We start from the raw sequence: 23780 nt of genomic DNA, 5'->3' as shown, positions 1-23780 counted from the left end.
CAGATCATGTCGTGGCGCTGCGAAAGTCTCTGCCAAAAATCAAGTTCATGCGTAGCGTACCTGTGACGGGACCCGTGGCAGTGCACGTGGCGCGCACATATGATGGAATTGTCGAGTGGATCCTGCTTGATAGTCACCGCCTAGGCGATATCCAGATTGGTGCACAGGGCGTTACGCATGACTGGAGCATCAGTCGAACGATTGTCGAGACCGTTCGTACCCCGGTCATACTCGCCGGTGGACTCGGACCGGACAATGTCAAAGAGGCCATCCGGTCTGTCCAACCCGCCGGCGTTGACTCAAAAACAAAGACCGACCGCGAGGGCACCCACGCGAAAGACCTGGCGAAGGTCGAAGCGTTCTATCGCGCTGCGAACTGCGGTTAACCAGCGAGGAGGTTTTTGACAGCTACTACAGTGGTCATCGATGGGGCGGCGGCGCTATCGGCTTGTCAGCAGCACCGCCTAGAGATAGTGGAAAAACACGGTCGGCATCGGCAAATCCGTATGAAGTCCCGCGGCAGGGACGTGCGGTGAGGTCCTGGCAAGTCGACCGGACAGACGGTTCTTCGATCAGGTCGGAAGCATTTTTTCCGGGACATTCGCCAGTGATTTCGGCAAAGATTGTCCCTTGCGAAAGCCTCGAGATCATCGACCTGCTGTGAACCATAACCCTAGTGACGACAGCCAAGTCGCAGACGAACGTCGCAGCCTGTTGGGTCTCGCGGCGATGGCCCTCATCATTGGAGCAGCCACCGGATGTGTTGGGGCTGTTTTCCGGCTTTTGCTCGCGCATGCCGATCGTCTGCGCGATGCGATGATCGCCTGGGCCTATGGCCACGCGATCTGGGGATTCTTGATCGTCGTCGGCACGTGCGCTGTCGCAACCCTGGTTGCCGCGTGGATGGTCAGGCAATTCTCGCCACACGCTTCGGGCAGCGGCATTCCGCATGTCGAAGCTGTCCTGCGCGAAGAGATTCCACCGGCTCCGTTTGGTCTGGTGCCAGTGAAATTCATCGGGGGGATACTGGCGATAGGCTCCGGGCTGGCGCTGGGCCGCGAGGGGCCGACCGTCCAGATGGGCGCTGGTATCGCGGTTTTCGCCGCGCGCGTCTGCCGGCTCTGCGGTGCGGACTCCCGAGTGCTGCTGGCGGCCGGCGCCGGCGCCGGCCTTGCAACGGCCTTCAATGCGCCGATTGCCGGGCTCGTGTTTGTGCTGGAGGAGTTGGTGCAGAGGATCGAACACCGCGTTGCCATCGCCGCACTTGCAGCGCTGGCAACGGCGATCCCGGTCGCAAGGCTGCTTCTCGGTGACGCGCCCGACTTCCAGATCGGGCCGCTGAGCTACCCCAGCGCTGAGTCCGCCCCGCTGTTCTTTACTCTGGGTGGCATCGCGGGCCTGCTGGCCGTCGCATACAATCGCACCCTGCTCGCGACCATCGCAGTTCGGGACCGATTCGGACGGCTACCGATCGAGCTCCGCGCCGGATTGATTGGCGCAAGCGTCGGCATATTGGCCTGGTTCGCGCCCGAGCTGGTCGGCGGCGGAGATCAGATCACGCAGCGCACGCTGATCGGCCGCGAGAGCGTGGGGATCCTGGGGTTCGCGTTCCTGGTCCGGTTCGGGCTCGGCGCTCTCTCATATGCCGCCGGCACTCCCGGCGGATTGTTCGCACCCTTGCTCGTGCTGGGAGCCCAGTCTGGGCAGTTGTTCGGAGCGGCTTGTCGCCTTGCATTCCCAAAGCTCGCTGTCCAGCCGGAAGCATTTGCATTGGTGGGCATGGCCGCTTTCTTCACCGGCGTGGTGCGTGCGCCGGTTACCGGCATCGTTCTCGTCGCCGAAATGACCGGTAACGTGACGATGCTGCTGCCGATGCTGGGCGCCTGCTTCATGGCGATGCTGCTACCCATGCTGCTGGGCAATGCACCGATCTACGATTCCCTGCGTGAGCATACGCTGCGCTTGGAGCGGCAAATCAGACAGAGATGACCGCCGAAGGCTAAGCAATCTTCGACAAAGGCAAAGCGCACCCGATGCCCGCTTATTGCCCGGGTTCGAAGCCCTGATTGCGAGCCTGGGAACTCACCTCGGAAACAGCTTGTCGCGGATGTAGCGCGAAGTCGGCGTCAGCCTCAGGCGTCGTGGCTTCCGCCAGACCGCCTTGTCGATTTCCTTCTTGTCTCCGATCTTCAACTGGCCGAACGCGTTCTTCGCCAGAAAAATCGCATCGCTCATCTTCCGCCCGGACCGGCGGTTTTTCCCTTTCACTTCCTTCCAGAGCGTTAAAGAGCCTAGCTTCAACTTTGGCAGTTCTTCCCCGATCTCGCGGCGAAGGCACTTCCTGTCACTCTCACCTGCACGCCTGCGTCCGCCCGGGAACATCCAGCGCTTATCGCGCCGTCGCCGGACCAGGAGCACGCGCCCCTTCTTTGCCGCAACGAGTTTGGAGGACTTTGCCATAATCCCTGCGAATCGATTTCACCAATGAGCATCAGTCTAGACCAGTCGGTTCGGCCGACAATAATGGGCGCTGCGTTTGCCACCCTGTATTGTCCCGGTATTGGCTAGCCGGAGCGTGACCAAGTTTGCCCCTGCCGCTCTCGATACACCAGCGGCGCATCACGATCGTCCCCGAACTTCACTTCTCAAATCGGCCAGGACCCTCCATTGTGCCGGCCCGAAACGAATGGATCTGGAGCAGCATCAATGTCGGACAAGGTCTCGCGTCGCCAGTTTGCGAAGATCGCGGGGCTGTCCGCAGCAGGGATGGCGGCGCCGGGGCAATCCGTCGAGGCGAAGCCCGATGCCGGGCCGCGCAGCTCGCGCGGGTTTCCGCCGGGTTTCCTCTGGGGTACCGCCACCTCGTCCTATCAGGTCGAGGGTGCCGTTACTGAAGACGGGCGAGGGCCCTCGATCTGGGACATTTTTACGCGCGTGGCCGGCAAGATCGAGGACGGCACCAATGGCGACCGCGCCAATGAGCACTTTCATCGTTACAAGGACGACATCGCGCTGATCAAGGAGCTCGGCTGCAAGGCCTATCGCTTCTCGATCGCCTGGCCGCGGGTGTTTCCGGACGGCGACGGCAAGCCGAACCCGAAGGGGCTCGACTTCTACAATCGCCTGATCGACGAGCTCCTGACGAACGGCATCGAGCCGTGGCTCACACTCTATCATTGGGACCTGCCGCAATCGCTGCAGGATCGTTTCGGCGGCTGGCGCTCGGCCGAGACCTGCAAGGTGTTCGGCGACTATGCGGCCTATGTTGCGCGGCACCTGACCGATCGCGTCAAGAACGTGTTCACGTTGAACGAGAGCGGCAGGTTCGTCTATTTCGGCTACGGCATCGGCATCGACGCGCCGGGGCTGACGCTGTCGCAAGCCGAGGTGAACCAGGTCAGGCACAATACCGCGCTGGCGCACGGGCTCGCGGTGCAGGCGGTCCGCAGCTCCGGCCGCCGCGGCACGAGGATTGGGCCGGCCGAGAACATCGATGCCTGCATTCCCGCGATCGACACGCCCGAGAACGTCCGCGCCACCGAGATCGCGCTGCGCGAGTTGAACGCGAGCTATCTCAACGTGATCATGGAAGGCAGGTACACCGACGCCTTTCTGAAATTCGCTGGGGCCAACGCGCCGAAATACACCGATGCGGAGCTGAAGATCATCTCCTCGCCGATCGACTTCCTCGGCCTCAACATCTACGCGCCGCAGCATTATGTCGTGGCCTCCGACAAGGGCGCCGGCTTCTCGCTGCTGCCGATCCCAAAGTCGTTTCCGCACATGAATTCGGACTGGTTGCGCGTCGGCCCCGAGACGATCTACTGGGTGCCGAAGTTGGCTGCGAAGATATGGAAGACGGGCGCGATCTACATCAGCGAGAACGGCGCCTCCGGCGACGACCAGGTCACGCCGGACGGCAAGATTTTCGACACCGACCGTATCATGTATTTGCGCAACTATCTCGCCCAGCTCGAGCGCGCGACGGCGGAGGGCGTGCCTGTGAAGGGCTATTTCCTCTGGAGCCTGATGGACAATTTCGAGTGGGTCTACGGGCTCAACAAGCGCTTCGGCCTCTACCACGTGAACTTCGATACCCAGGTCCGCACGCCCAAGCTCAGCGCGAGCTTCTACCGCAACGTGATCGCGAAGAACGCGGCGGGGGTGTGAGGCACTTCGCCCTCTCACTCCTGATTGCGCGACCATCGCTTGTTGCCGGCGATTTGTCTTGACGCATCAAATGGTTTCGCGGAACGGCCGTGCATCATCCGGCAATCGTATTTCTACTTTGCATGGGGTTGTTTTTCAGCTTTTGCGAAAGGGTAGTCCGGCCGGCCCCGATTGACTCCGCTCTCCCCCTGATTCAAAACCGCGCTCAACAGCCAAGAACAAGAGGATAACGCCATGGTTGACGCGCTGATCATCGATGCCTGTCGGACGCCGCGCGGGGTGGGCAAGGCCGGCAAGGGGGCGCTGTCGGGGATCCATCCGCAGCAATTGGGCGCCACCGTGCTGCGCGCGCTCGCCGATCGCACCGGCATCGACACTGCAGATGTCGACGACATCGTCTGGGGCTGCAGCGCGCAGGTCGCAACGCAAAGCGGCGACCTCGGGCGGATGTCGGCGCTCGACGCCGGCTATGACGTGCGCGCCAGCGCAGTGACGCTGGACCGCTTCTGCGGCTCGGGGATCACCAGCGTCAGCATGGCGGCGGCCTCGATCATGGCGGGCGCGGAAGATCTCGTCATCGCCGGCGGCTGCGAGATGATGTCGATGGAGGGACGGCGCGGCGGCGGTCCGATGATGATGGACTCCGGCAATCTGCGCCTGCGCGCAAGGCATCCGCAGTCGCATCAGGGCGTCTGTGCGGATGCGATCGCGACCATGGAGGGCATCACGCGAAGGGATGTCGATGCGCTCGGGCTGGAGAGCCAGAAGCGCGCGGCGCATGCGATGGCCAATGGGCACTTCAAGAAGAGCCTGGTGCCAGTCTATCGCGAGGACGGCAGCCTCGCGCTCGACCACGAGGAGTATCCGCGGCCGCAGACCACGATGGAAGGCCTTAGCAGCCTCAAGCCGGCATTCCCTGCAATCGCCGACTATGCGCTCGACGACAAGGGCACGACCTATCGCGGCCTGATCCTGCAACAATATCCGGACCTCATAATCGACTTCGTGCATCACGCCGGCAATTCCTCCGGCGTCGTCGATGGAGCAGCTGCGATCCTGTTGGCTTCGCCGACCTATGCCAAAGCGCATGGGCTGAAGCCTCGCGCCCGCGTGGTCGCGATGGCGAATATGGGGGACTCGCCGACCCTGATGCTGAACGCTCCGGGGCCGGCGACCCGCAAGGTGCTGGCCAAGGCCCACCTGACGATCGACGACATCGATCTCTTCGAGATCAACGAGGCCTTTGCAGTGGTTGCGGAAAAGTACATCCGCGATCTCCGGCTCGACCGCGCCAAGGTCAACGTCAACGGCGGCTCGATCGCGCTCGGCCACCCCATTGGCGCCACCGGCTCGATCCTGATCGGCACCATCCTCGACGAACTCGAACGGCGCGACCTGAAGCGCGGCCTCGTTACGATGTGCGCCGCCGGCGGCATGGCGCCGGCGGTGATCATCGAGCGGGTTTAGCCTTCTTTCATAGGGTGAATCGCGCTCCTCCTTGCACAAAGAGGGCGGTCGTCGCTTGTCGAGAGCATGGAATCAGCTTTAGCAATGGCGTCGCGGGCCTTTGAAATAAGGCAAAAAGCGCTGTTTTGGCTGCCATCCGCTCTGGAAGTGGCTAAAAAAGCAGGGTTTTTGTCACAGCGGGACAAAAAAGCCCGTAATTTTCGCGACAAAACTGTGCAGAAGGCTATAGGCCTTCAACGGTTGGTCTAATATGCAACCGGCAACGAATCAGAGGAGACACGATGCCAACCCAACTTTCCAAATCGCAGCTGATCGAAAAGATCGCGACTGCCACCGAGCTTTCCAAGCGCGACGTCAAGAACGTCATGGAGACCTTGACGGACGTCGGCCACAAGGAGCTCAAGAAGAACGGCCTCTTCCTGGTGCCGGGCTTCGCCAAGTTCGTGGTCATCAAGAAGCCCGCGACCAAGGCGCGCAAGGGCACCAACCCGTTCACGGGTGAAGAGATGATGTTCAAGGCCAAGCCGGCCCGGAAGATCGTCCGCGCACGGCCCGTGAAGGCCGCCAAGGACGCCGTGGCCTAACGGCTAAAAGCAAAGGCCCCCTCCACAAGAGGGGGCCTTTTGTTTTGAGGTGCCGCAGGGGTGAGGCGGAGGGGTCAGCCCCTGCGGTATCTGGCTTTGACCCGAACGGGCTGAAGCCGACCGCGCGGCGCGGGGATCTGCTCCCGGAGCCGGCCGATCGCTCGATCGAGCCATTGCCGCAGCCGCTGCACAGTTCGCTTCGTCTTCATCCTTTTCAACACCATCGTCATCACCGTTCTCACTCGGCTGCCTCGACCTGCGGCTTGGTCGGGTCGAGCGCTTCGGCGACCGCCTCGTCGACCCGCTCGAGCCAGATGAATTCGAGGCTCTCGCGCGCGCCCTTCGGGATGTCGTCGAAATCCCGCTTGTTGCGCGCCGGCAGCATCACCCGCTTGAGGCCAGCTGCGGCCGCCGCCACCACCTTCTCCTTGATGCCGCCGACCGGCAGCACCAGGCCGCGCAGCGAGATCTCGCCGGTCATGGCGGTGTCGTTGCGCACGGTGCGGTTGGTCAGCAGCGACGTCAGCGCCGTGAACATCGCAACGCCTGCGCTCGGGCCGTCCTTCGGGGTGGCGCCCGCCGGGACGTGAACGTGGATGTCGCTCTTCTCGAACAGCGAAGGCTCGATCCCGAGCTGGCTGGCGCGGCTCTTCACCAGCGTCATCGCGGCCTGCGCGCTCTCGCGCATGACGTCGCCGAGCTGGCCGGTCAGGATCAGGCTGCCCCTGCCGGGCACGCGCGTCGCCTCGATGAACAGAATGTCGCCGCCGACCGGCGTCCAGGCGAGGCCTGTGGCAACGCCGGGCACGCTGGTGCGCAGCGCGATCTCGCCCTCGAAGCGCGGCTGGCCAAGCACGGGGGTGATCTCCTTCGCGCTCACCACGACCTTGGCCGCCGTGCCCTCGGCGATCTGCACCGCCGCGTGCCGGAGCACCTTCCCGATCTCGCGCTCCAGCCAGCGCACGCCAGCCTCCCGCGTATAGCCCTTGACGATCAGCTTCAACGCCTCCGGCTCGATCTCGGCCTGGTCCGCCGTCAGGCCATTGGCCTCGAGCTGACGCCGCACCAGATAGCGCTTGGCGATCTCGAGCTTCTCGTCCTCGGTGTAGCCGGCAAGGCTGATGAGCTCCATGCGGTCCAGAAGGGGGCCCGGGATCGAGTCCAGCATGTTGGCCGTGGCGATGAAAACCACGCGCGAGAGATCGAAGGGCACGCCGAGATAATTGTCCCGGAACGTCCCGTTCTGCTCGGGGTCGAGCACCTCCAGCATCGCGGCCGAGGGATCGCCCTGCACGCCGCGGCCCATCTTGTCGATCTCGTCCAACATCATCACGCAGTTCCGGCTGCCAGCCTTCTTGATGCCCTGGATGATGTTGCCGGGCAGCGCGCCGATATAGGTGCGGCGGTGGCCGCGGATCTCGGCCTCGTCGTGCACGCCGCCGAGGCTGACACGCACGAATGGGCGATCCATCGCACGCGCGATGGACTGGCCGAGCGAGGTTTTGCCGACGCCGGGCGGGCCGACGAAGCACAGGATCGGCGCCTTGCCATGCGGCGCGAGCTTGCGCACCGCCAGATATTCGATGATGCGGCTCTTGATCTTCTCCAGGCCATAGTGGTCCGCATCGAGGATGCGGCGGGCCTCAGCGATGTCGATCGGCTTCTCCTCCGGGATCGCCCATGGCAATTCGATCAGCCAGTCCAGATAGGTGCGGACCATGCCGGCTTCGCCGGCGGCTTCCGGCATGCGCTCATAGCGGCGCAGCTCCTTCCTCGCATGGGCTTCTGCTTCCGGCGGCATTTTTGCTTTGGCGATGGCCTCGGTCAGTTCGGCGACCTCAGCAGCCTTGCCGTCGCCTTCGCCGAGCTGCCGCTGGATGGTCGCCATCTGCTCGCGCAGGATCGCCTCGCGCTGCCGCTCGTCGAAGACCGCCTTGGTCTGCTGGCCGATTTCATTGCTGATACGCAGCACCTCCAGCCGCTCGCCGAGCTGCTTGGACACTTTCTCCATGCGCACGGAGAGATCGACGGTTTCCAGGATCTCCAGCTTGTCCTGCGGCTTGATGTCCATATAGGCGGTGGCGAGATCGGCCAGCGCGCCGGGCGCGGTCGTGCCCTGGAACATCGCCACCAGCTCCGGCGGCACCTGCGGCAGGAGCTGGATCGCCTCGATCGCCTGGCGCTGCAGATTGAGAAAGCGCGCCTCGATCTCCGGCGAGGTCGTGCTCGGCTCTGGAATCTGCTGCACGCGCGCGGCCGGGAACGGCGCCCCCGGCAGGAAGTCGAGAACGCGCGCGCGCTGCACGCCCTGGCAGACGATGTGATGGGTCTCGTCGGGCGCTGTGATGTAGCGAACGATGTTGGCGATGGTCGCGATCCGGTAGAGATCATCCGGCCCGGGGTCGTCGATGTCGGGGTTGCGCTGGAGCACGATGCCGATCGGCCGCTGCTCGCGCAGTGCCTGCTGCGCGGCGGCGATCGACTTCGGCCGCGCGATCGCGATCGGCGCGATCACGCCGGGAAACAGCACCATGTTGCGAACGGGGATGACGATCAGCGCGTCGTCCGGAATTTTCGCGGCTTCGGTATTCACGGTGGACTCGGTCTGTTGTTCGTTTGCCATGGTCGACCTCAAGCGGATTTGGCGAGGCGCAGCGCGACGCAGCCGTCCATCACGAAACGGCTGATGGCATAGCGTCCGACTGGCAGTGCAATACGGCGCTCGAAACGCCCCTGCGGCAGCTCGAGCCGGTGGATGCGGGCGTTGCGCAGTTCCGGCGGCAGCGTGCGCCGGCCCGAGATGACGAGCACGCCGTCATGGATCACCGTTTCGACATTGTCGGGATCGACGCCGGGAAGGGCGACCAGGATCAGGAGCTCCCGGTCGGTCTCCAGCACGTCGATCGGCGGCTCCCAGCAGGATTCCTGGCGGCCGAACTGCTGGCGCAGCCGCTCGCCGCGGTTGAGTTGCTCCAGGGCTTCGGAGAGCATCCAGTCGAGGGGATTTTTGGGTTGCATGGCGCAGGCTCTGGAATGGAAAGCCTGCATATGGTGCGCCCCCTGCAAAAATCCAGCGCGCCTGCCGGGTAGCGTCGGCACCTCTGCTTCGCGATCGTTCCGCGCTGATTTCCCAAAGCGGCGGGGTTGGGCTAAGCCGGTCGCAACGTCATCGTTCCCTGCATGTGGTGAGGAGATGGCCACGCATGCTCGATCTTGCCCTGTCGGCGTTTGTCACCCTGCTGCTGGTGGTCGATCCCGTCGGCCTCGTGCCGGCCTTCCTGGCCGCGACCGCCGGCATGCCGGAAGCGGTCAAGCGCACCGTCGCCTGGCGCGCGCCACTGATCGCGGCCTCGATCCTGGTCGTGATCGCGCTGATCGGAAACTGGCTGTTGCGCCAGCTCGGGATCGGCATCCCGGCGTTCCAGATCGCCGGCGGGCTGCTGCTGTTCGGCGTGTCCTACCGCATGATCTTCGGCGACCGGCCGCACCGCGAGGCGCGCGAGGCCGACAAGGCGCTGTCCGAGCACGCCTCCGACGTGGCGGTGTTTCCGCTCGCGATCCCCATGATGGCCGGCCCCGGCGCGATCGCGACCACGCTGCTGCTCACGGGCGACGCCAGCAACGTCGCCCGGCTCGGCATCAACATCGCGATCATCCTCCTGGTCTGCCTGCTCTGCATGATCTGCTTTGCCACCTCGACCCTGATCGCGCGCACGCTGGGGCGGACCGGCAATGCCGTGCTCTCGCGCCTGCTCGGCATCCTGCTTGCGGCCTATTCGGTGCAGTTCGTGCTGAACGGTATCGCCGCGGTCCGCGCCAGCCTGTCGTGATGCCGTCAGATCAGATCAATCTATTGATTTTGTTGTAATTTTCGCGTGGCTTCCGGGCCGGACATATCGCCGTCGGCAATTCCGTCCGCTTTCTCTTGCGCAGCCTCATGGCTTTGACGTAACTCGGGTCAATAAGAGCGCGGAACGCGCGCATCGCCAGGATGCCGATCCCGATGATAACACAGCGCATGGCCGGCGACGGCATGGCCGAAGAATAGAAGAGCCTCGCCGGTGTTTGCGCGGATCAGGCACATCGTCGATCGCAAGAGATCGCACAAGGGATCGAACAAGGCATCGAACCGGATGCTGGTCCGCATCCGCGCCCTCCTGCGCAGCAACGAATTCTACCTGATCCCGCTCGCGCTTCTGATCGGCGTCGCCACCGGCGGCGTCGTGACACTGATGGCCGAGATCGCGCAGATCGCACACGTTCTGATCTTCGGGATTCCCGTCGACGTTCGGCTCTCTGCCAATGCCTATGTCAGCCCGTGGGCGGCGCTGACCGCGCCCGCACTCGGCGGACTGGCGCTCGGCATGATGGAATGGTCGCGGCGGCGGCTGAAGATCTCGAGCGCAGTCGACCCGATCGAGGCCAACGCGCTGCGTGGCGGCAATCTGTCCCTGCGCGACAGCGTGGTGGTCTCGAGCCAGACGCTGATCTCCAACGGCTGCGGTGCCTCCGTCGGCCTCGAGGCCGGCTATACCCAGATCGGCTCCGGTATCGCTTCGCTGCTCGGTCAGTTCTTCAACCTCCGGCGCAACGATCTCCGCCTGATCGTCGGTTGCGGGGCTGCGGCCGCGATCGCGGCCGCCTTCGGCGCCCCGATCACCGGCGCGTTCTATGCCTGCGAGCTGATCGTCGGTGTCTATGCGGTAGGCAGCGCCGCGCCGATCCTGGCAGCCTCGCTCGCCGGCGCGCTGACGGCGCAATGGCTCGGCGGCGCGCCGTACTCCATCGAGATACCGAAGGTGAGCACGGTCGGCATCGAGCAATATCTGGCGCTGATCGGGCTCGCGCTCGTCACCGGCGGCGTGGGCATCGCCGTGATGCGCTCGTCCTCGACGTTTGAGCGTCTGTTTGCCTGGCTACCGGTCTGGCTGCGCCCGGTGATCGGCGGCCTCATCGTCGGCTGCTTCGCGATCACCACCCCGCAGGTGCTGGCGGCCGGCCATGGCGCGATGGTGCTCGATCTGTTTCACGACATGACGATCGGCCTGATCGCGCTGATCATTGCCCTGAAGCTGACGGCCTGCCTGATCTCGCTCGCCTCGGGCTTCCGCGGCGGCCTGTTCTTCGCCTCGCTGTTCGTCGGCAGCCTGATCGGAAAGTTCTTCGCTGCCGTGCTGCTGCTGATCAGCCCCAGCTTCGCGATCGATCCGCTGGTTGCGATGCTGACGGGCATGGCGACGCTCGGGGTTGCCATCGTCGGCGGTCCCCTGACGATGTCGTTCCTGGTGCTGGAGATGACGCGCAATGTCGACGTCACCGCCGTGGTGCTGGCGGGCTGCATCGTCACCTCGATCTGCGTGCGCTTCATGTTCGGCCATTCCTTCTCGACCTGGCGCCTGCATCTGCGCGGCGAGACCATCCGCAGCGCCAACGACGTCGGCTGGCTGCGCAACCTGACGGTCGAGCGGATGATGCGGAGCGACGTCGGCAAGGTGCCATCCTCGACGACGATCGCCGCGACGAGGCGCGAATTCGCGCTGGGCTCGCGCCCGGGCATCGTCGTGGTCAACAACGCGGACGAATATGTCGGCCTCGTTATGCTGCCCGACCTGTTCTCCAGCGACCTCGACACCATCGCCGACGACATCCAGGTGATCGAGCTCGCCCGCTACACCGACATCGTACTGATCCCGGAAATGAACGTGAAAAGCGCGATGGCGGTGTTCGACGAGGCGGAGGCGGAGATGCTGGCGGTGGTCGAATCCGCCGACAGCCGCAAGGTGATTGGCTTCCTCACCGAGACCTTCGCCCGCCGCCGCTATGTCGAGGAGATCGACAAGGCCACGCGCGGCGTGCTGGGGGCGTTGTCGTAAGACGAGCGGTATCGGAGGAGGGGGAGCCGCGGCGCCCGCCGTCACTCGGCCTCACACTTTCCATGATGGGGTCTTGCTTTGGACAAACCGCATTGGCGATGATCGGCCAAGCGGAAATGCGAAAAACGCCCTTCGGGGCGACATTGGGCTGGGGTAGGAGCGCCAATGGATTCCGTGTCAAACCCGACACAAGTCGAGCCACATTTTGCGCTGTCCGCGCGAATGGACCAAGAGCTCACGCACACCTACGAGAAGATCAAAAGCGTGGATGAAGAGATCGCGCGCGCCAGCGAGAAGCTTTCCAGGCTGGAGCGCGAAGAGCGCGAGGAGCGTCGCGAGGAGCGTGATGACACACGCAGCCGTCTGCCGCGCGGCCGGCCAGTGGTGCGCGGCCTCGTCGGCCTGGTACTGGCAGCGGGGATTGGCACCGCGGCCTTGGTCTCGCAATCGTCCCGAGGTGATGAGGTCAGGCAGATGATCGCCGGCTGGGCACCGCTGCATGCTGCGATGCCGTCGCCGTCGCAAGCGCAGCCGCTGCCTGACGCGCAGCCGAGCCCGACTGTTCAGCTGGCCCAGGCCTCGCCGCAACCGGAGCCTGCCGCTCAGACCGTCCCGGAGGCGGTTGCGCCGACCGCAGCCACGCTCCCTCCGCAGGTGACGGAATTGCTCGAGAAGATGGCGAGTGATCTCGCCAACGTGCAGCAGGGCATCGAGCAGCTCAAGGCAAGCCAGGAGCAATTGAAGGCAAACCAGCAGCAGATGTCTCTCGATAACCTCAGGGTTGCCGACGAGCTGAAAGCGGGCCAGGAGCAAATGGCGCGTCTTGTCGCCAAAGCTCCTGATAACAATGCGCCGGTCAATGCGCCCGACAAGACCACCGGAAAGACTGTTCAGGCGCCCGATCCCAACGCGCGTCCCAAGACGGCCACTGCCGCCGTACCTCCACCGCGCCCGGCTTCGGCGCACAAGCCGGCGCAGGCGGCTCCTGCGCCGCATGCGGCGGTGCGACGGTCGGCGCCGGTGCAACTGGAGTCCGCGCAACAATAGTCTAGCGCCGCGAAAGCGGCGCGCGCAGGCTATCAGCTTGGTTCGGTTGAGGGCGCGACCACGAAGGCGACGATCCGGCGAACCAGTGGCAGGACCACCAGCAGCGTCGGAAAGGCGACGAGCCACGACAGTCCCCAGGCGGCTGGCCATGTCGCCAGGAAGAGAGGGGTTGGTCCGAGGCTCTTCAGTGTCGAGATGATCGACACCACGGCTGTCATGAGGATGGAAAGCACCAATGGCATGACGACAGGCGCATAGCGCGCCGGCAGTTTGCGAACCGCAATCATCTGATCTCTTTGGGAAATGGACGCGTCGGTCACGGTGAACCCTGAAAAATGCATCGATCCCGACCGCGTCGGTTGATGCGTTGGTTCACGTGAAACGCTTACGACGCCGAAGAACAGCGCGCTGGTTTCATAACGGCTCCGCTGACATCGATCAAGCCGGATTTGCCAGGCAGGTTTACAATCGTTTCAAATCGGCGCGGCGGATTGCCGCGAGCGGGCAACCACATCGCTGGGTTGTGGATTATATATCGTTTGCATATCTGAAATTTGGTTCTTTTGAGCGCGAACGGAGGAAGCTCAGATGACGGATCAAGCCATGATGTCCCTGAAAAGCAGAAACGTCCTGCTGGCCACGCTCGCTGGCCTCGCCCTTGTCGCGGCGTCGGCGGTGCCCTCGGCTGCTGCGTCACGCACGTCACTTTCGAAGACTGCCACAGTGGCCCCGGCTTCCGCCGCTGCGACCGACTTCAGTGCCGCGCGGCGCCGCTATTACCGTCGCGGACCGAGCGCCGCCGGTCTCGCCTTCATGGGCATGGCGACGGGCATGGTCGCCGGCGCGATCGCCGAGCAGCGCCGCCAGGAGTATTATGAGAACCGCTACTATTACGGCCCGGGTTCTTATGGTCCCGGCTACGGCTATTACGGCGGCGGGCCTTATTATGGTGGGCCGCGCTACTACTATCAGCCGTACTGAGGCCAGTCACACGCCCTACACCGTCATTGCGAGCGCAGCGAAGCAATCCAGGCTGTGTCTCCACGGGAAGATTCTGGATTGCTTCGCTGCGCTCGCAATGACGACGTGGGCGCATGCGAGGCCACAAGTGAGTTGCGCTGGTCGCCGGATCAACCTCGATCCGAAAGAACTCACCGCGCCGCAGGCGCCGAGAGCGAGCCGGTCGAGTAGCGCCACCAATCCAGTTCCCTCGGTTCGGTCGGCCAGACAGCGGCGTTGGAGTCGCGGAATGACTGGCTGGCCGAAGCAGGGGCCTTGCGGGCATGGTGCCGCTGGTTCGCCGATGCCATCTGGACCGTGAGGGTCGCGATCAACGTCGCGGTCAAAATGGCGAGTGCAGTTGTTCGCATCATCGATCTCCCTTGATCAACCTCGCTTGCTCATTCTGGCTTGGCGACGCCTTGGGTCGTTGGGGAGAAACATCTCCTGCCGGCGCCGCCCCTTTGGAGGTAGTGATGCGGCTTGCCTGACATCACGGTTTCGGCCATCACGAAGCGGCGAGCCGAAATTCTGGTCGCGGCCAAAAATTCGGCAATTGTGGCGGCTGGCCTGATGGACTCGCCGCGGGCGATCCGTTTGAATGGGACGAGTTGATGTTTCGAGCCACAACGATGTGGAAGTATTTGCTGCTCCTTGCCCTCTTGACCTCGCCCGTGATGGCGCAGGTCAAGCCGACGCCGAAGACCACGGCGGCCCGCACCGATCCCTGCGCCCCGATCGGGCGCACCGCGGACGGCAAGCTGGTCTATTCCATGAAATGCGAGAACCTTCCCGCACCGCCCACGCCACCGCCGCAGGCGGAACTGAAAGGAGCGCCTCCGCCCGCCGCCGAGCCGGAGCCCGAGACGCGGCGGAGCGGCATTTTCGGCTGGTCCTATGACCGCCGGTAGGGTGCACGCCACTTGCGCTCATCCCGCCGGAATGCTCTTTGCTTGAGAGTTCGCTTAAGAGTTACCTTTGGGGGCCGATGCCCTCCCACCTAGAGAGATGAGATGAGCAAACTCGTTATCCGCGCCGGCGATTTCACCTTCGATGCCCGTTTCGAGGAGCAGCTGGCGCCGAAAACCGTCGCCGCATTCCGCAAGGCCATGCCGTTCGAAAGCCACATCATCCACGTCCGCTGGAGCGGCGAGGGCGTGTGGATGCCGCTCGGCGACCTCGATTTCGGCGTCGGCTACGAGAACCACACCAGCTATCCCGCGCCGGGCCAGATCATCCTCTATCCCGGTGGCATCAGCGAGACCGAGATCCTGCTCGCCTATGGCGGCGTGCACTTCGCGAGCAAGATGGGCCAGCTCGCCGGCAACCACTTCATTACGCTGACCTCGGGCCTGGAGAATCTGGCGACGCTGGGCAAGAGCGTGTTGTGGAAGGGCGCCCTGCCGATCCGTTTCGAGGAAGTCTGATTTGTCGGAGCCCCGCTATCCCCGTGATCTGCGCGGCTATGGCCGCAACCCGCCGCATCCGCATTGGCCGGGTGGGGCCCGGGTCGCGGTGCAGTTCGTCGTCAATTTCGAGGAGGGGGGCGAGAACAACATTTTGCACGGCGACCGCGCCTCGGAAGCGTTCTTGTCCGACGTGCTGGGCGCGCAGCCCTGGCCCGGCCAGCGCCATGCCAACATCGAATCGATGTTCGAATATGGCTCGCGCGCCGGCTTCTGGCGGCTGTGGCGTATGTTCACGATGCGCAAATGGCCGACCACCGTGTTCGGGGTCGCCACCGCACTGAAGCGCAATCCGGAAATCGTTGCCGCGATGCAGGAGGCAGGCTGGGACATCGCGAGCCACAGCCTGAAATGGATCGAGCACAAGGACATGACCGAGGCGCAGGAACGCGCCGAGATCACCGAGTCCATCCGCGTGCATACCGAAGCGACCGGCGCGCGGCCGCTCGGGTGGTACACCGGACGCTCCTCGATCAATACCAACAGGCTGCTGATGGAAGAGGGCGGCTTCCTCTATCTCTGCGACTCCTATGCCGACGATCTGCCCTATTGGATCAAGGGCGCGGGCCGCAAGCAGCTCGTCATTCCCTATACCCTCGACAACAACGACATGCGTTTCATCAACGCGCAGGGCTTTGCGGAGGGCGAGCAGTTCTTCACCTATCTCAAGGATGCCTTCGACGTGCTCTATGCCGAAGGCGAGAGCGCGCCGAAGATGATGTCGGTGGGCCTGCATTGCCGCCTGGTCGGCCGTCCCGGTCGCGCGGCGGGGCTGATGCGCTTCCTCGACTATATCGGCAACCACGAGCGCGTCTGGGTGCCGACGCGATTGCAGATCGCGCGTCACTGGCACGACAATCTCGCCCACCTAGCCGACGACGCGTTCGAGATTGGCTGAGGCGGGCGGCGATGTCGCAGGTCTCGCTCTCCGATCTCAACGCTGCTGGCAAGGCTGATTTCGTCGCGGCGCTTGCCAATATTTTTGAGCATTCGCCATGGATCGCCGAGCGGGTGGCAGACCAGCGGCCGTTCGCCGGCGTCAATCAGTTGTTCGCAGCGATGACGGCGGCGGTCGAAAGTGCCACGCCGGAGTTGCAGCTGGCGCTGATCAAGGCGCATCCCGATCTCGCCGACAAGACGCAGCGCGCGGCGAAACTGACAGCGGAATCCAACGCCGAGCAGAATAGCGTGGGGCTGGACCGGCTGTCGGACGCCGAATACACGGCGTTCGAGCGCGTCAACAGCGCCTACCGGGCTAAGTTCGGCATCCCCTATATCGTCTGCGTGCGCCGCCACACCAAGGATTCCATCCTGCGCGATTTCGAGCAGCGCCTCCCGAATGATGCCGAGACCGAGACACGCCGCTCGATCGCGGAGATCTGCCGGATCGCTGCGTTGCGGCTCGACCAGCTCGTGGTCGCCGATGATCGCCTGAAGGTCCACGGCCGGCTCTCGACCCATGTGCTCGACAATCACAACGGTAAGCCTGCGCCAGGGATCGCGGTCGAGCTCGTCGAGCTTGCCGCCCTTGGCGAAAGCCGCATCATCGCGCGCGCGGTGACCAACCATGACGGCCGTACCGATCAGCCGCTGATCGGCGGCCGGCCCCTGCCGATCGGCCGTTACGAACTCCGCTTCAGCGTCGGAAAATATTATGCCGAGCGCGGCGTACCGATGTCGGACCCGCCGTTCCTCGACGAAATCCCGCTGCGTTTTGCGATCAGCGAGCCAGAGGGCCACTATCACGTGCCACTGCTGGTCACGCCCTGGAGCTATTCGACCTATCGCGGCAGCTAGGCGCGAGCGCGCCGCTTCACCTCGATCCGCTTGCGGGGAGAGGTCGAAATTCAAGCGAAGCTTGAATTTCGGGTCAGGGGGATGGAGAGGGAGAGCAGCACCGAGCTAGTCGCCAAACTTTTCGTGCAGTGCCGGGAATAACCGGTCTGGCTTGAACGGTGTCGACGTAAAACGAATGCCGGTGGCATCCGCAATGGCGTTGCCGAGCGCAGCGGAAACCGGATTGTACGGGCTCTCGCTCATCGACTTCGCGCCCATCGGCCCGATCGTGTCTGATGTCTCGGCGAAAAGCACCTCCGTGCGCGGCACGTCGGCGAAGGAGGGCAGGTGATAGTCGCGGAACTTGGCGTTGATGATGCGCCCCTGCGCATCGATCACCATCTCCTCATACATCGCGGCTCCCAAGGCTTGCGCCACGCCGCCCTCGACCTGGCCGCGGCACTGCATGGGGTTGGCGACGACGCCGGCATCGGCCGCCTGCACGCTCTTCAGGATCTTGATCTCGCCGGTGCCCTTGTTGACCGCCACACGAAAACCCTGCACGTTGAACGCGACCGAGCGCGGCGTGCCCTGCGAATTGCCGCTCGCCGCGAGCACCTCGCCTTGCTCCTGCGCGTTTCTCGCAAGCTCAGCAAATGAGATTCGTCTGACGCCGCTGACGACAGAATTGTCGTCGAGTGTGCATGTCGCGGAATCGCATAGCCAAGCCTCGGCCGCGGCAGCCTTCAACATGTTCGCAAGACGCTCGGCCGCCGCACGCGTCGCCTTGCCGGCAACGAAGATGCCGGCGCTGCCATAGGCGCCGGTGTCGTGACCGCCATGAGCAGTGTCGGATTGCTTGAGGCGGATGTTGTCCGCGGTGGTCGCGAGGGCGCTGGCCGCGATCTGCCGGTGCACCGTGCTGGTACCGTTGCCGAACTCGGCGGTGCCGACGGTGAGATCGAAGCCGCCGTCGTCGTTGAGCGTGATCATCGCGTCGGCGATATGCCCGGCAGGCGGCACGGTGTCGATCATGGTCAGCGCGATGCTCTCGCCAATCAGCCAGTCCGCCGACAAATCGGGCCGGGGCGCATCTGCCTGCATCGCGCGCTCGACAAGGTCGAGACACTGGTCGAGTCCGTAGGAGCCATACGCAACGTCATGATACTCCGACGGCGGCGGCGACAGCATGGGATCACCGGGCCTGACGACGTTGCGGCGGCGAATGTCGTATGGGCTGATGCCGAGCTGCCTTGCCAGCTCGTCGATCGCTGCTTCCACCGCGACCAGGGTCTGCGGCAGGCCATAGCCGCGAAATGCGCCCGCGGGCACCGTGTTGGTGTAGACGGCGACCGCGTCGACCTTCTTGTTCGGACAATTGTAGACGCTGATCGACTCGGCCACCGCGTGACCCAGCACCGGCCCGGCGTGATTGCCATAGGCGCCGGTGTTGGAGAGCACGTCGAGCTGGAGCGCGGTGAGCTTGCCGGCTGCATCGGCGCCGGCCTTGATGTGGACGCGCATCGGGTGGCGCGTCGAGGTCGCGATGAACTGCTCCTCGCGCGTGAGCTCGAGCTTGACGGGGCGCCCCGTCTTCAGCGCGGCGAGCGCCAAAATGTCCTCGACGAGCATCTCCTGCTTGCCGCCAAAGCCGCCGCCGACGCGCTCGCAGAACACGCGGACCTTGTCCATGGGCAGATTGTAAATGTCGGCCAGCGCCCGCCGCGTCAGGAACGGCACCTGCGTAGAGGAGCGGACGTTGAGCACGCCGGACGGATCGAGCCAGGCAAGTCCGCCATGCGTCTCGAGCGCAGCATGCTGCACCCGCTGGGTGGTGAAGGTGCCTTCGTACGTGACGGCTGATGTCGCAAGCGCTGCAGCGACGTCGCCGAACTCGCCATGCGTCTCCGCGACGATGTTGCGCTGGGCGTTTGCGACGCGATGTTCGGTGGTCCGGTCGGGATGCACGATCGGCGCGCCCGGCGCCATCGCCTGCTCGGGGTCGACGACGGCAGGCAGGATCTTGTAGTCCACCCTCAGCCGTCGGCATGCTTTCTCCGCAGCAGCCTCGCTTTCCGCCACGACGGCGGCGACCTTCTGGCCGATGAAGCGGACGACATCATCGAGGACGCGCGTGTCCTCGGGGTCCATCCAGTCCTTCTCGTGCCGCGCAGTCGAGAACAGGCGATCGGGCGCATCGTCATGCGTCAGCACCGCGTGGACGCCGGGAACGTTCAAGGCGGCCGTCTTGTCGATCGCGACGATCTTCGCATGCGGATGCGGTGAACGCAGGAGCCTGATGTGCAGGAGGCCCTCGATCTCGGTGTCAAATGTGTAGCGCGCCTTGCCGCGCACGATATCGGGACCGGCGGGCGCTGGAAGGCTGCGGCCGAATGCGCCGCCGGCTTCGACGACATCGTCAACATTGGTCCTGCCGTCGAGCGCATCCTCGATCGAACGATAGCCTGTGCAGCGGCAGATGTTGCCCTTCAGCGCCGCACCGAGATCGGTGCGCTGCGCCTGGTTCAACGACGCGCAGGTCAGAATCATCCCGGCGGTGCAGAAGCCACACTGAAAGCCTTGCGCGTCGAGAAAGGCCTGCTGCATCGGATGCGTGCCACCGTCGCCGCAGCCAAATCCCTCGATGGTGGTGATCGCGCGGCCCTCGGCGCGGAAAGCCGGGATCAAACAGCTATGCACGGGCTCGCCGTCGAGCAGCACCGTGCAGGCTCCGCAATCGCCGGCGTCGCAGCCTTTCTTGACGCCGAAATGGCCGAGCTCGCGCAGGAAAGTCCGCAGGCATTGGCCTGCGCGGGGCATTTGCGAAAACGGCTTGCCGTTGATCTCAAAACTCATGGCCGCGCGCCATCCAGCAACTCGCGACGGATCTCCTCGGCGAGCCGTAGCGTCATGTGCTTGCGCCAGAACGGCTTGCCGTGGATGTCGTCGTGGTAGAGGTCGTCGGTGATCTCGTGCGCGATGGCCGCGCGCAGTGCGTTCGCATCGGGCTGCTTCGGAAAGGACAACCGCATGGGGCGCACGGTCGAGGCGGTCACCGTCAGGTTCAGCGCACCATCGCCATCGAGATTGCCGATCAAGAGCGCCGCGGAGCGACCGACCGGCGTCAGCGAGATCTGGCGGAACGCCGAGCGGCGCTTCAGCCCCGCGAGGGGGATATCGATCTGCCGCAACAGATCGCCCGGCATCAGGCGGTTGCGCTGGTTGCCCGTGACGAAATCGAGGACCGAAATCTTCTGCTCGCCGCCGCCGGCCTTCCAGATCGTGCAGACGCCGTCGAGCGCCGCCGTCAGCGAGATCATCGGACCTGCCGGCAGCGACATGCAGAGATTGCCGCCGACGGTCGCCGTCTTCCAGATCTTGAACGAGGCGAGGAAGGCACGGCAGCATTGGCTGATCAGCGGTGCGGCCAGCCAGTCGGGCGGACAGGTCAGCGCATCGAGCTCTGCGATGGTGCAGGTGGCCGCGATCGTCAGATGGGTGTCGGTGATGGTCAGCGCCGGCCATTTGAGGTCGGCGAGATCGATCAACCGGGACAGGTGGGCCTGGGGCTCCGAGAACAGCCAGGTTCCGCCCGCGAGCCAAGCATCACCTGCCGTCCAAGCGGGCAGTTGCGCGCGGCTCGACGGATGGGCCACCGACGTGATGGTATTCAAGTCCATGAGTACGCCAACGCGTTGAATCGGATCTGTCGCTTGAAAAGGAGTCTTGCAAGTCCGGAGCCAAGTCGCAACAAGGACGCAAGCGGCTGGCCCTCGCCTTGCAGGCCAAAATGCCGGCCGACGTCAGGAGAAACGGGATCATGGATAATGCAAAGCCGGTCTGGATCAAGGATCCGCTCGCCATCCTCGCCGACGGTGCAGAGCGCGGCTTCGTGGTGCAGGATGGGCGGATCGTCGAGCTTGTGCCCGCCGGCGGCAAGCCCGCAGCGGACGCCGCGGTCTTCGAGGCGGGCGAGCATGTCGTGCTGCCCGGGTTGATCAACACGCATCATCACTTCTACCAGACGCTGACGCGCGCGCTGCCGGCGGCGATGGACCGCGAGCTGTTTCCCTGGCTCAAGGCGCTCTATCCCGTGTGGGCGCGAATGACGCCGGAGGCGCTCCAGCTCGGCGTCACCGTGGCGATGTCGGAGCTGCTGCTGTCGGGCTGCACCACCACGACGGATCATCACTATGTGTTCCCCGCGGGGCTGGAAGATGCGGTCGACATCGAGGTCGCCGTTGCAAAGCGGCTTGGCGTGCGCGTGCTGCTGACGCGCGGCTCGATGAACCTGTCGCAGCGCGACGGTGGCCTGCCGCCTGATAGCGTGGTGCAGGACGAGGACACCATCCTCGCCGACAGCGCGCGTGTGGTCGCAAAGCATCACCAGCGCGGAGCGGATGCGATGGTGCAGATCGCGCTGGCGCCATGCTCGCCATTCTCGGTGACGACGTCGCTGATGCGCGCCACCGCCGATCTCGCCGACAGGCTCGACGTCCGCCTGCACACCCATCTTGCCGAGACCGAGGACGAGAACAGGTTTTGCGAGCAGATGTATGGCTGCCGTCCGCTCGATTATCTCGAGCAGTGCGGCTGGCTCAATGCGCGCACCTGGCTCGCTCACGGCATCTTCTTCAATGCCGACGAGATGAAGCGGCTGGGCAAGGCGAAGACCACCATCAGCCACTGCGCCTGCAGCAACCAGCTTCTCGCGTCCGGCTGCTGCCCCGTCTGCGAGATGGAGGAGGCTGGCGTCGGCATCGGCCTCGGGGTGGATGGTTCTGCCTCCAACGATGCGTCCAATCTGATGCAGGAGGTGCGCTCCGCGTTCCTGCTCCAGCGTGCCCGCTACGGCGTGACGAAGATCAGCCACAAGGACGCGCTGCGCTGGGCCACCAAGGGCTCGGCCGCCTGCGTCGGCCGTCCCGAGCTCGGTGAGATCGCTGTCGGCAAGGCCGCAGATCTCGCGCTCTACAAGCTCGACGAGCTGCGTTTCTCGGGCCATGGCGATCCGATTGCCGCCGTCGTGCTTTGCGGCGCGCATCGGGCTGATCGGGTGATGGTCGCGGGCAAATGGGCCGTGGTCGACGGGGCGATCCCGGGTCTGGACGTTGCCGATCTGATCCGCCGCCACAGCGCCGCAGCCCGCGCGATGCAGGCGGGATGAAATAAGAGGGGGCAACCACCATTGCCGGGTATTGGTGGCTACCCCATCCGGACCTCCTCCGGGAGGGAGCAGGTGATTTTAGCAAAGCAAGAAGCGTGCTACTTGCCCGGAACCTTGTCGTCGATGCCCTTGACGTAGAAGTTCATGCCGAGGATCTGGCCGTCATCGAGGTGATCGCCGCCCTTGCATTCGACTTCCTTGCCATCCTGCCCAACCACCGGGCACTTGAACGGATGCAACTTGCCGGCAGTGATCGCGGCCTGGGCATCCTCTGCCAGCTTTTTCACATCGTCGGGCATATTGGTGTAGGGCGCCATCGCGAACATGTGGCTGTCGAGCCCGCCCCAGGTGTCCTCGGACTTCCAGGTGCCGTCGAGCTCGGCCTTGACGCGCGCAATATAGTAGGGGCCCCAGGTATCCAGGATCGAGGTGAGCTGGGCCTTCGGGCCGAACTTGATCATCTCGGAGTCCTGGCCAAACGCGAGCTTGCCGCGCTCGGCCGCGATCTGCATCGCCGCCGGCGAGTCCGTGTGCTGCATGATCACGTCGGCACCCTGGTCGAGCAGCGCCTTGGCGGCGTCAGCCTCCTTGCCCGGATCGAACCAGGTGTTGGCCCAGATGATTTTGACCTTGATGTTCGGGTTGATGGTCTGCGCCGCGAGGATCGTCGCGTTGATGCCGGAGACAACCTCCGGAATCGGGAACGAACCGATATAGCCGAGCACGCCGGTCTTGGACATCTTGGCCGCGATCAGGCCCTGGATGTAGCGGCCCTGGTACCATTTCGACGAATAGGTCGACATGTTCTTGTCGCGCTTGTAACCGGTGGCGTGCTCAAAATGCACGTTCGGATATTTCTTGGCGACCTTCAGCGTCGGGTCCATGTAACCGAACGACGTGGTGAAGATCAGCTTGTTGCCGGCGCGGACGAGCTGCTCGATGGCGCGCTCGGCGTCGGGACCTTCGGGCACGTTCTCGAGATAGGTGGTCTCGATCTTGTCGCCGAGCTCCTTCTCGAGCGCCAGGCGCCCTTGATCGTGCTGGTAGGTCCAGCCGAGATCGCCAATCGGGCCAAGGTAAATGAAGCCGACCTTCAGCTTGTCGGCGGCGGAGGCAGCGCTGACGCTTCCGGCAAGCAAGAGCCCGGCAGCCAGCGCAACAAGTGTTTTCCTCATCATCAATCTCCAAACAGTCGGGGAAAGCCACACCGCTTCGTGCGCGCCCCATCGCG

General features: G+C 64.3%; 22 protein-coding genes. 14 read left to right on the top strand and 8 right to left on the bottom strand.

What is annotated here, in order from left to right:
- Together trpF and clcA are read left to right on the top strand one after the other, a co-directional pair.
- Positions 1-386: phosphoribosylanthranilate isomerase (gene trpF, locus Q2941_RS31500; RefSeq protein WP_458194839.1), on the top strand; the 386-nt coding region annotated here is incomplete at its 5' end.
- Positions 387-660: 274 nt separating this feature from the next.
- Positions 661-1989 carry a H(+)/Cl(-) exchange transporter ClcA gene (gene clcA, locus Q2941_RS31495; protein WP_458194838.1) on the top strand — a complete coding sequence of 443 codons (1329 nt, stop codon included), beginning with the start codon at positions 661-663 and terminating at the stop codon, positions 1987-1989.
- A 93-nt stretch (positions 1990-2082) separates the two neighbouring features.
- Here clcA and Q2941_RS31490 read toward each other — a convergent pair whose 3' ends face one another.
- A complete protein-coding gene (locus tag Q2941_RS31490) occupies positions 2083-2460 on the bottom strand; it encodes an NUDIX hydrolase (protein WP_458194837.1) in 378 nt (125 codons plus the stop codon).
- 246 nt (positions 2461-2706) lie between these two features.
- On the opposite strand from Q2941_RS31490, the gene Q2941_RS31485 reads away from it, so the two are divergent.
- The 3 genes from Q2941_RS31485 to Q2941_RS31475 all read left to right on the top strand — a co-directional run bounded on the left by Q2941_RS31485 (position 2707) and on the right by Q2941_RS31475 (position 6221).
- The gene (locus tag Q2941_RS31485) at positions 2707-4170 is read left to right on the top strand and encodes a GH1 family beta-glucosidase (RefSeq protein ID WP_458194836.1); all 1464 of its coding nucleotides are present in this window, start codon (positions 2707-2709) and stop codon (positions 4168-4170) included.
- A gap of 234 nt (positions 4171-4404) precedes the next feature.
- Positions 4405-5637, top strand: coding sequence for an acetyl-CoA C-acetyltransferase (locus Q2941_RS31480; RefSeq protein ID WP_458194835.1), 1233 nt, complete (start codon positions 4405-4407; stop codon positions 5635-5637).
- A gap of 281 nt (positions 5638-5918) precedes the next feature.
- Complete coding sequence (locus Q2941_RS31475; protein WP_027528369.1) at positions 5919-6221, top strand: HU family DNA-binding protein; 303 nt, start codon at positions 5919-5921, stop codon at positions 6219-6221.
- A gap of 238 nt (positions 6222-6459) precedes the next feature.
- Here Q2941_RS31475 and lon read toward each other — a convergent pair whose 3' ends face one another.
- Both lon and Q2941_RS31465 read right to left on the bottom strand, forming a co-directional pair.
- Positions 6460-8844, bottom strand: a complete 2385-nt coding sequence (gene lon / locus Q2941_RS31470) for an endopeptidase La (protein WP_458194834.1) — start codon at positions 8842-8844, stop codon at positions 6460-6462.
- Between the two features lie 8 nt (positions 8845-8852).
- On the bottom strand, positions 8853-9239 hold the full coding sequence (locus Q2941_RS31465) for an Hsp20/alpha crystallin family protein (protein WP_254111443.1): 387 nt from the start codon (positions 9237-9239) through the stop codon (positions 8853-8855).
- Positions 9240-9424: 185 nt separating this feature from the next.
- Between Q2941_RS31465 and Q2941_RS31460 the strand changes: the two genes are divergently transcribed.
- The 3 genes from Q2941_RS31460 (at position 9425) to Q2941_RS31450 (ending at position 13141) form a co-directional block, all read left to right on the top strand.
- On the top strand, positions 9425-10051 hold the full coding sequence (locus tag Q2941_RS31460) for a MarC family protein (protein ID WP_458194833.1): 627 nt from the start codon (positions 9425-9427) through the stop codon (positions 10049-10051).
- A 231-nt stretch (positions 10052-10282) separates the two neighbouring features.
- Positions 10283-12094: a chloride channel protein gene (locus tag Q2941_RS31455; RefSeq protein ID WP_027528374.1), complete on the top strand. Its 1812-nt coding sequence runs from the start codon at positions 10283-10285 to the stop codon at positions 12092-12094.
- Positions 12095-12259: 165 nt separating this feature from the next.
- Positions 12260-13141: a hypothetical protein gene (locus Q2941_RS31450; protein ID WP_458194832.1), complete on the top strand. Its 882-nt coding sequence runs from the start codon at positions 12260-12262 to the stop codon at positions 13139-13141.
- A gap of 32 nt (positions 13142-13173) precedes the next feature.
- Here Q2941_RS31450 and Q2941_RS31445 read toward each other — a convergent pair whose 3' ends face one another.
- Positions 13174-13428 (bottom strand): DUF2798 domain-containing protein, encoded by a 255-nt coding sequence (locus Q2941_RS31445; protein WP_254111447.1) that lies wholly within the window; start codon positions 13426-13428, stop codon positions 13174-13176.
- 301 nt (positions 13429-13729) lie between these two features.
- Here Q2941_RS31445 and Q2941_RS31440 point away from each other — a divergent pair, with 301 nt between their 5' ends.
- Positions 13730-14122: a hypothetical protein gene (locus Q2941_RS31440; protein WP_458194831.1), complete on the top strand. Its 393-nt coding sequence runs from the start codon at positions 13730-13732 to the stop codon at positions 14120-14122.
- Between the two features lie 170 nt (positions 14123-14292).
- Here the strand turns inward: Q2941_RS31440 and Q2941_RS31435 are convergent, their stop codons facing one another.
- Positions 14293-14511, bottom strand: coding sequence for a hypothetical protein (locus tag Q2941_RS31435; protein ID WP_458194830.1), 219 nt, complete (start codon positions 14509-14511; stop codon positions 14293-14295).
- Positions 14512-14772: 261 nt separating this feature from the next.
- On the opposite strand from Q2941_RS31435, the gene Q2941_RS31430 reads away from it, so the two are divergent.
- The 4 genes from Q2941_RS31430 to uraD all read left to right on the top strand — a co-directional run bounded on the left by Q2941_RS31430 (position 14773) and on the right by uraD (position 17403).
- A complete protein-coding gene (locus tag Q2941_RS31430; protein WP_458194840.1) occupies positions 14773-15051 on the top strand; it encodes a hypothetical protein in 279 nt (92 codons plus the stop codon).
- Between the two features lie 102 nt (positions 15052-15153).
- Positions 15154-15567 (top strand): DUF3830 family protein, encoded by a 414-nt coding sequence (locus Q2941_RS31425; RefSeq protein ID WP_027528380.1) that lies wholly within the window; start codon positions 15154-15156, stop codon positions 15565-15567.
- Between the two features lies 1 nt (position 15568).
- Positions 15569-16504, top strand: coding sequence for an allantoinase PuuE (puuE, locus tag Q2941_RS31420; protein WP_458194829.1), 936 nt, complete (start codon positions 15569-15571; stop codon positions 16502-16504).
- 11 nt (positions 16505-16515) lie between these two features.
- Entirely contained in the window at positions 16516-17403 is an 888-nt protein-coding gene (uraD, locus tag Q2941_RS31415) for a 2-oxo-4-hydroxy-4-carboxy-5-ureidoimidazoline decarboxylase (RefSeq protein ID WP_027528382.1), read from the top strand.
- Positions 17404-17508: 105 nt separating this feature from the next.
- Here the strand turns inward: uraD and Q2941_RS31410 are convergent, their stop codons facing one another.
- Positions 17509-20238 (bottom strand): molybdopterin-dependent oxidoreductase, encoded by a 2730-nt coding sequence (locus Q2941_RS31410; RefSeq protein ID WP_458194828.1) that lies wholly within the window; start codon positions 20236-20238, stop codon positions 17509-17511.
- Positions 20235-21062, bottom strand: a complete 828-nt coding sequence (locus tag Q2941_RS31405) for an FAD binding domain-containing protein (protein WP_458194827.1) — start codon at positions 21060-21062, stop codon at positions 20235-20237. The genes Q2941_RS31410 and Q2941_RS31405 overlap by 4 nt, the downstream gene beginning before the upstream one ends.
- Before the next feature lie 140 nt (positions 21063-21202).
- Here Q2941_RS31405 and Q2941_RS31400 point away from each other — a divergent pair, with 140 nt between their 5' ends.
- Complete coding sequence (locus Q2941_RS31400; RefSeq protein WP_254111452.1) at positions 21203-22549, top strand: 8-oxoguanine deaminase; 1347 nt, start codon at positions 21203-21205, stop codon at positions 22547-22549.
- A 98-nt stretch (positions 22550-22647) separates the two neighbouring features.
- Here Q2941_RS31400 and Q2941_RS31395 read toward each other — a convergent pair whose 3' ends face one another.
- Complete coding sequence (locus Q2941_RS31395; RefSeq protein ID WP_027528386.1) at positions 22648-23724, bottom strand: BMP family ABC transporter substrate-binding protein; 1077 nt, start codon at positions 23722-23724, stop codon at positions 22648-22650.
- Between the last annotated feature and the right edge of the window lie 56 nt (positions 23725-23780).

The sequence above is a fragment of the Bradyrhizobium sp. UFLA05-153 genome (assembly GCF_054185185.1).
The sequence above is the reverse complement of the archived record's forward strand: the minus strand, read 5'-3'. Positions and strand labels throughout refer to the sequence as shown.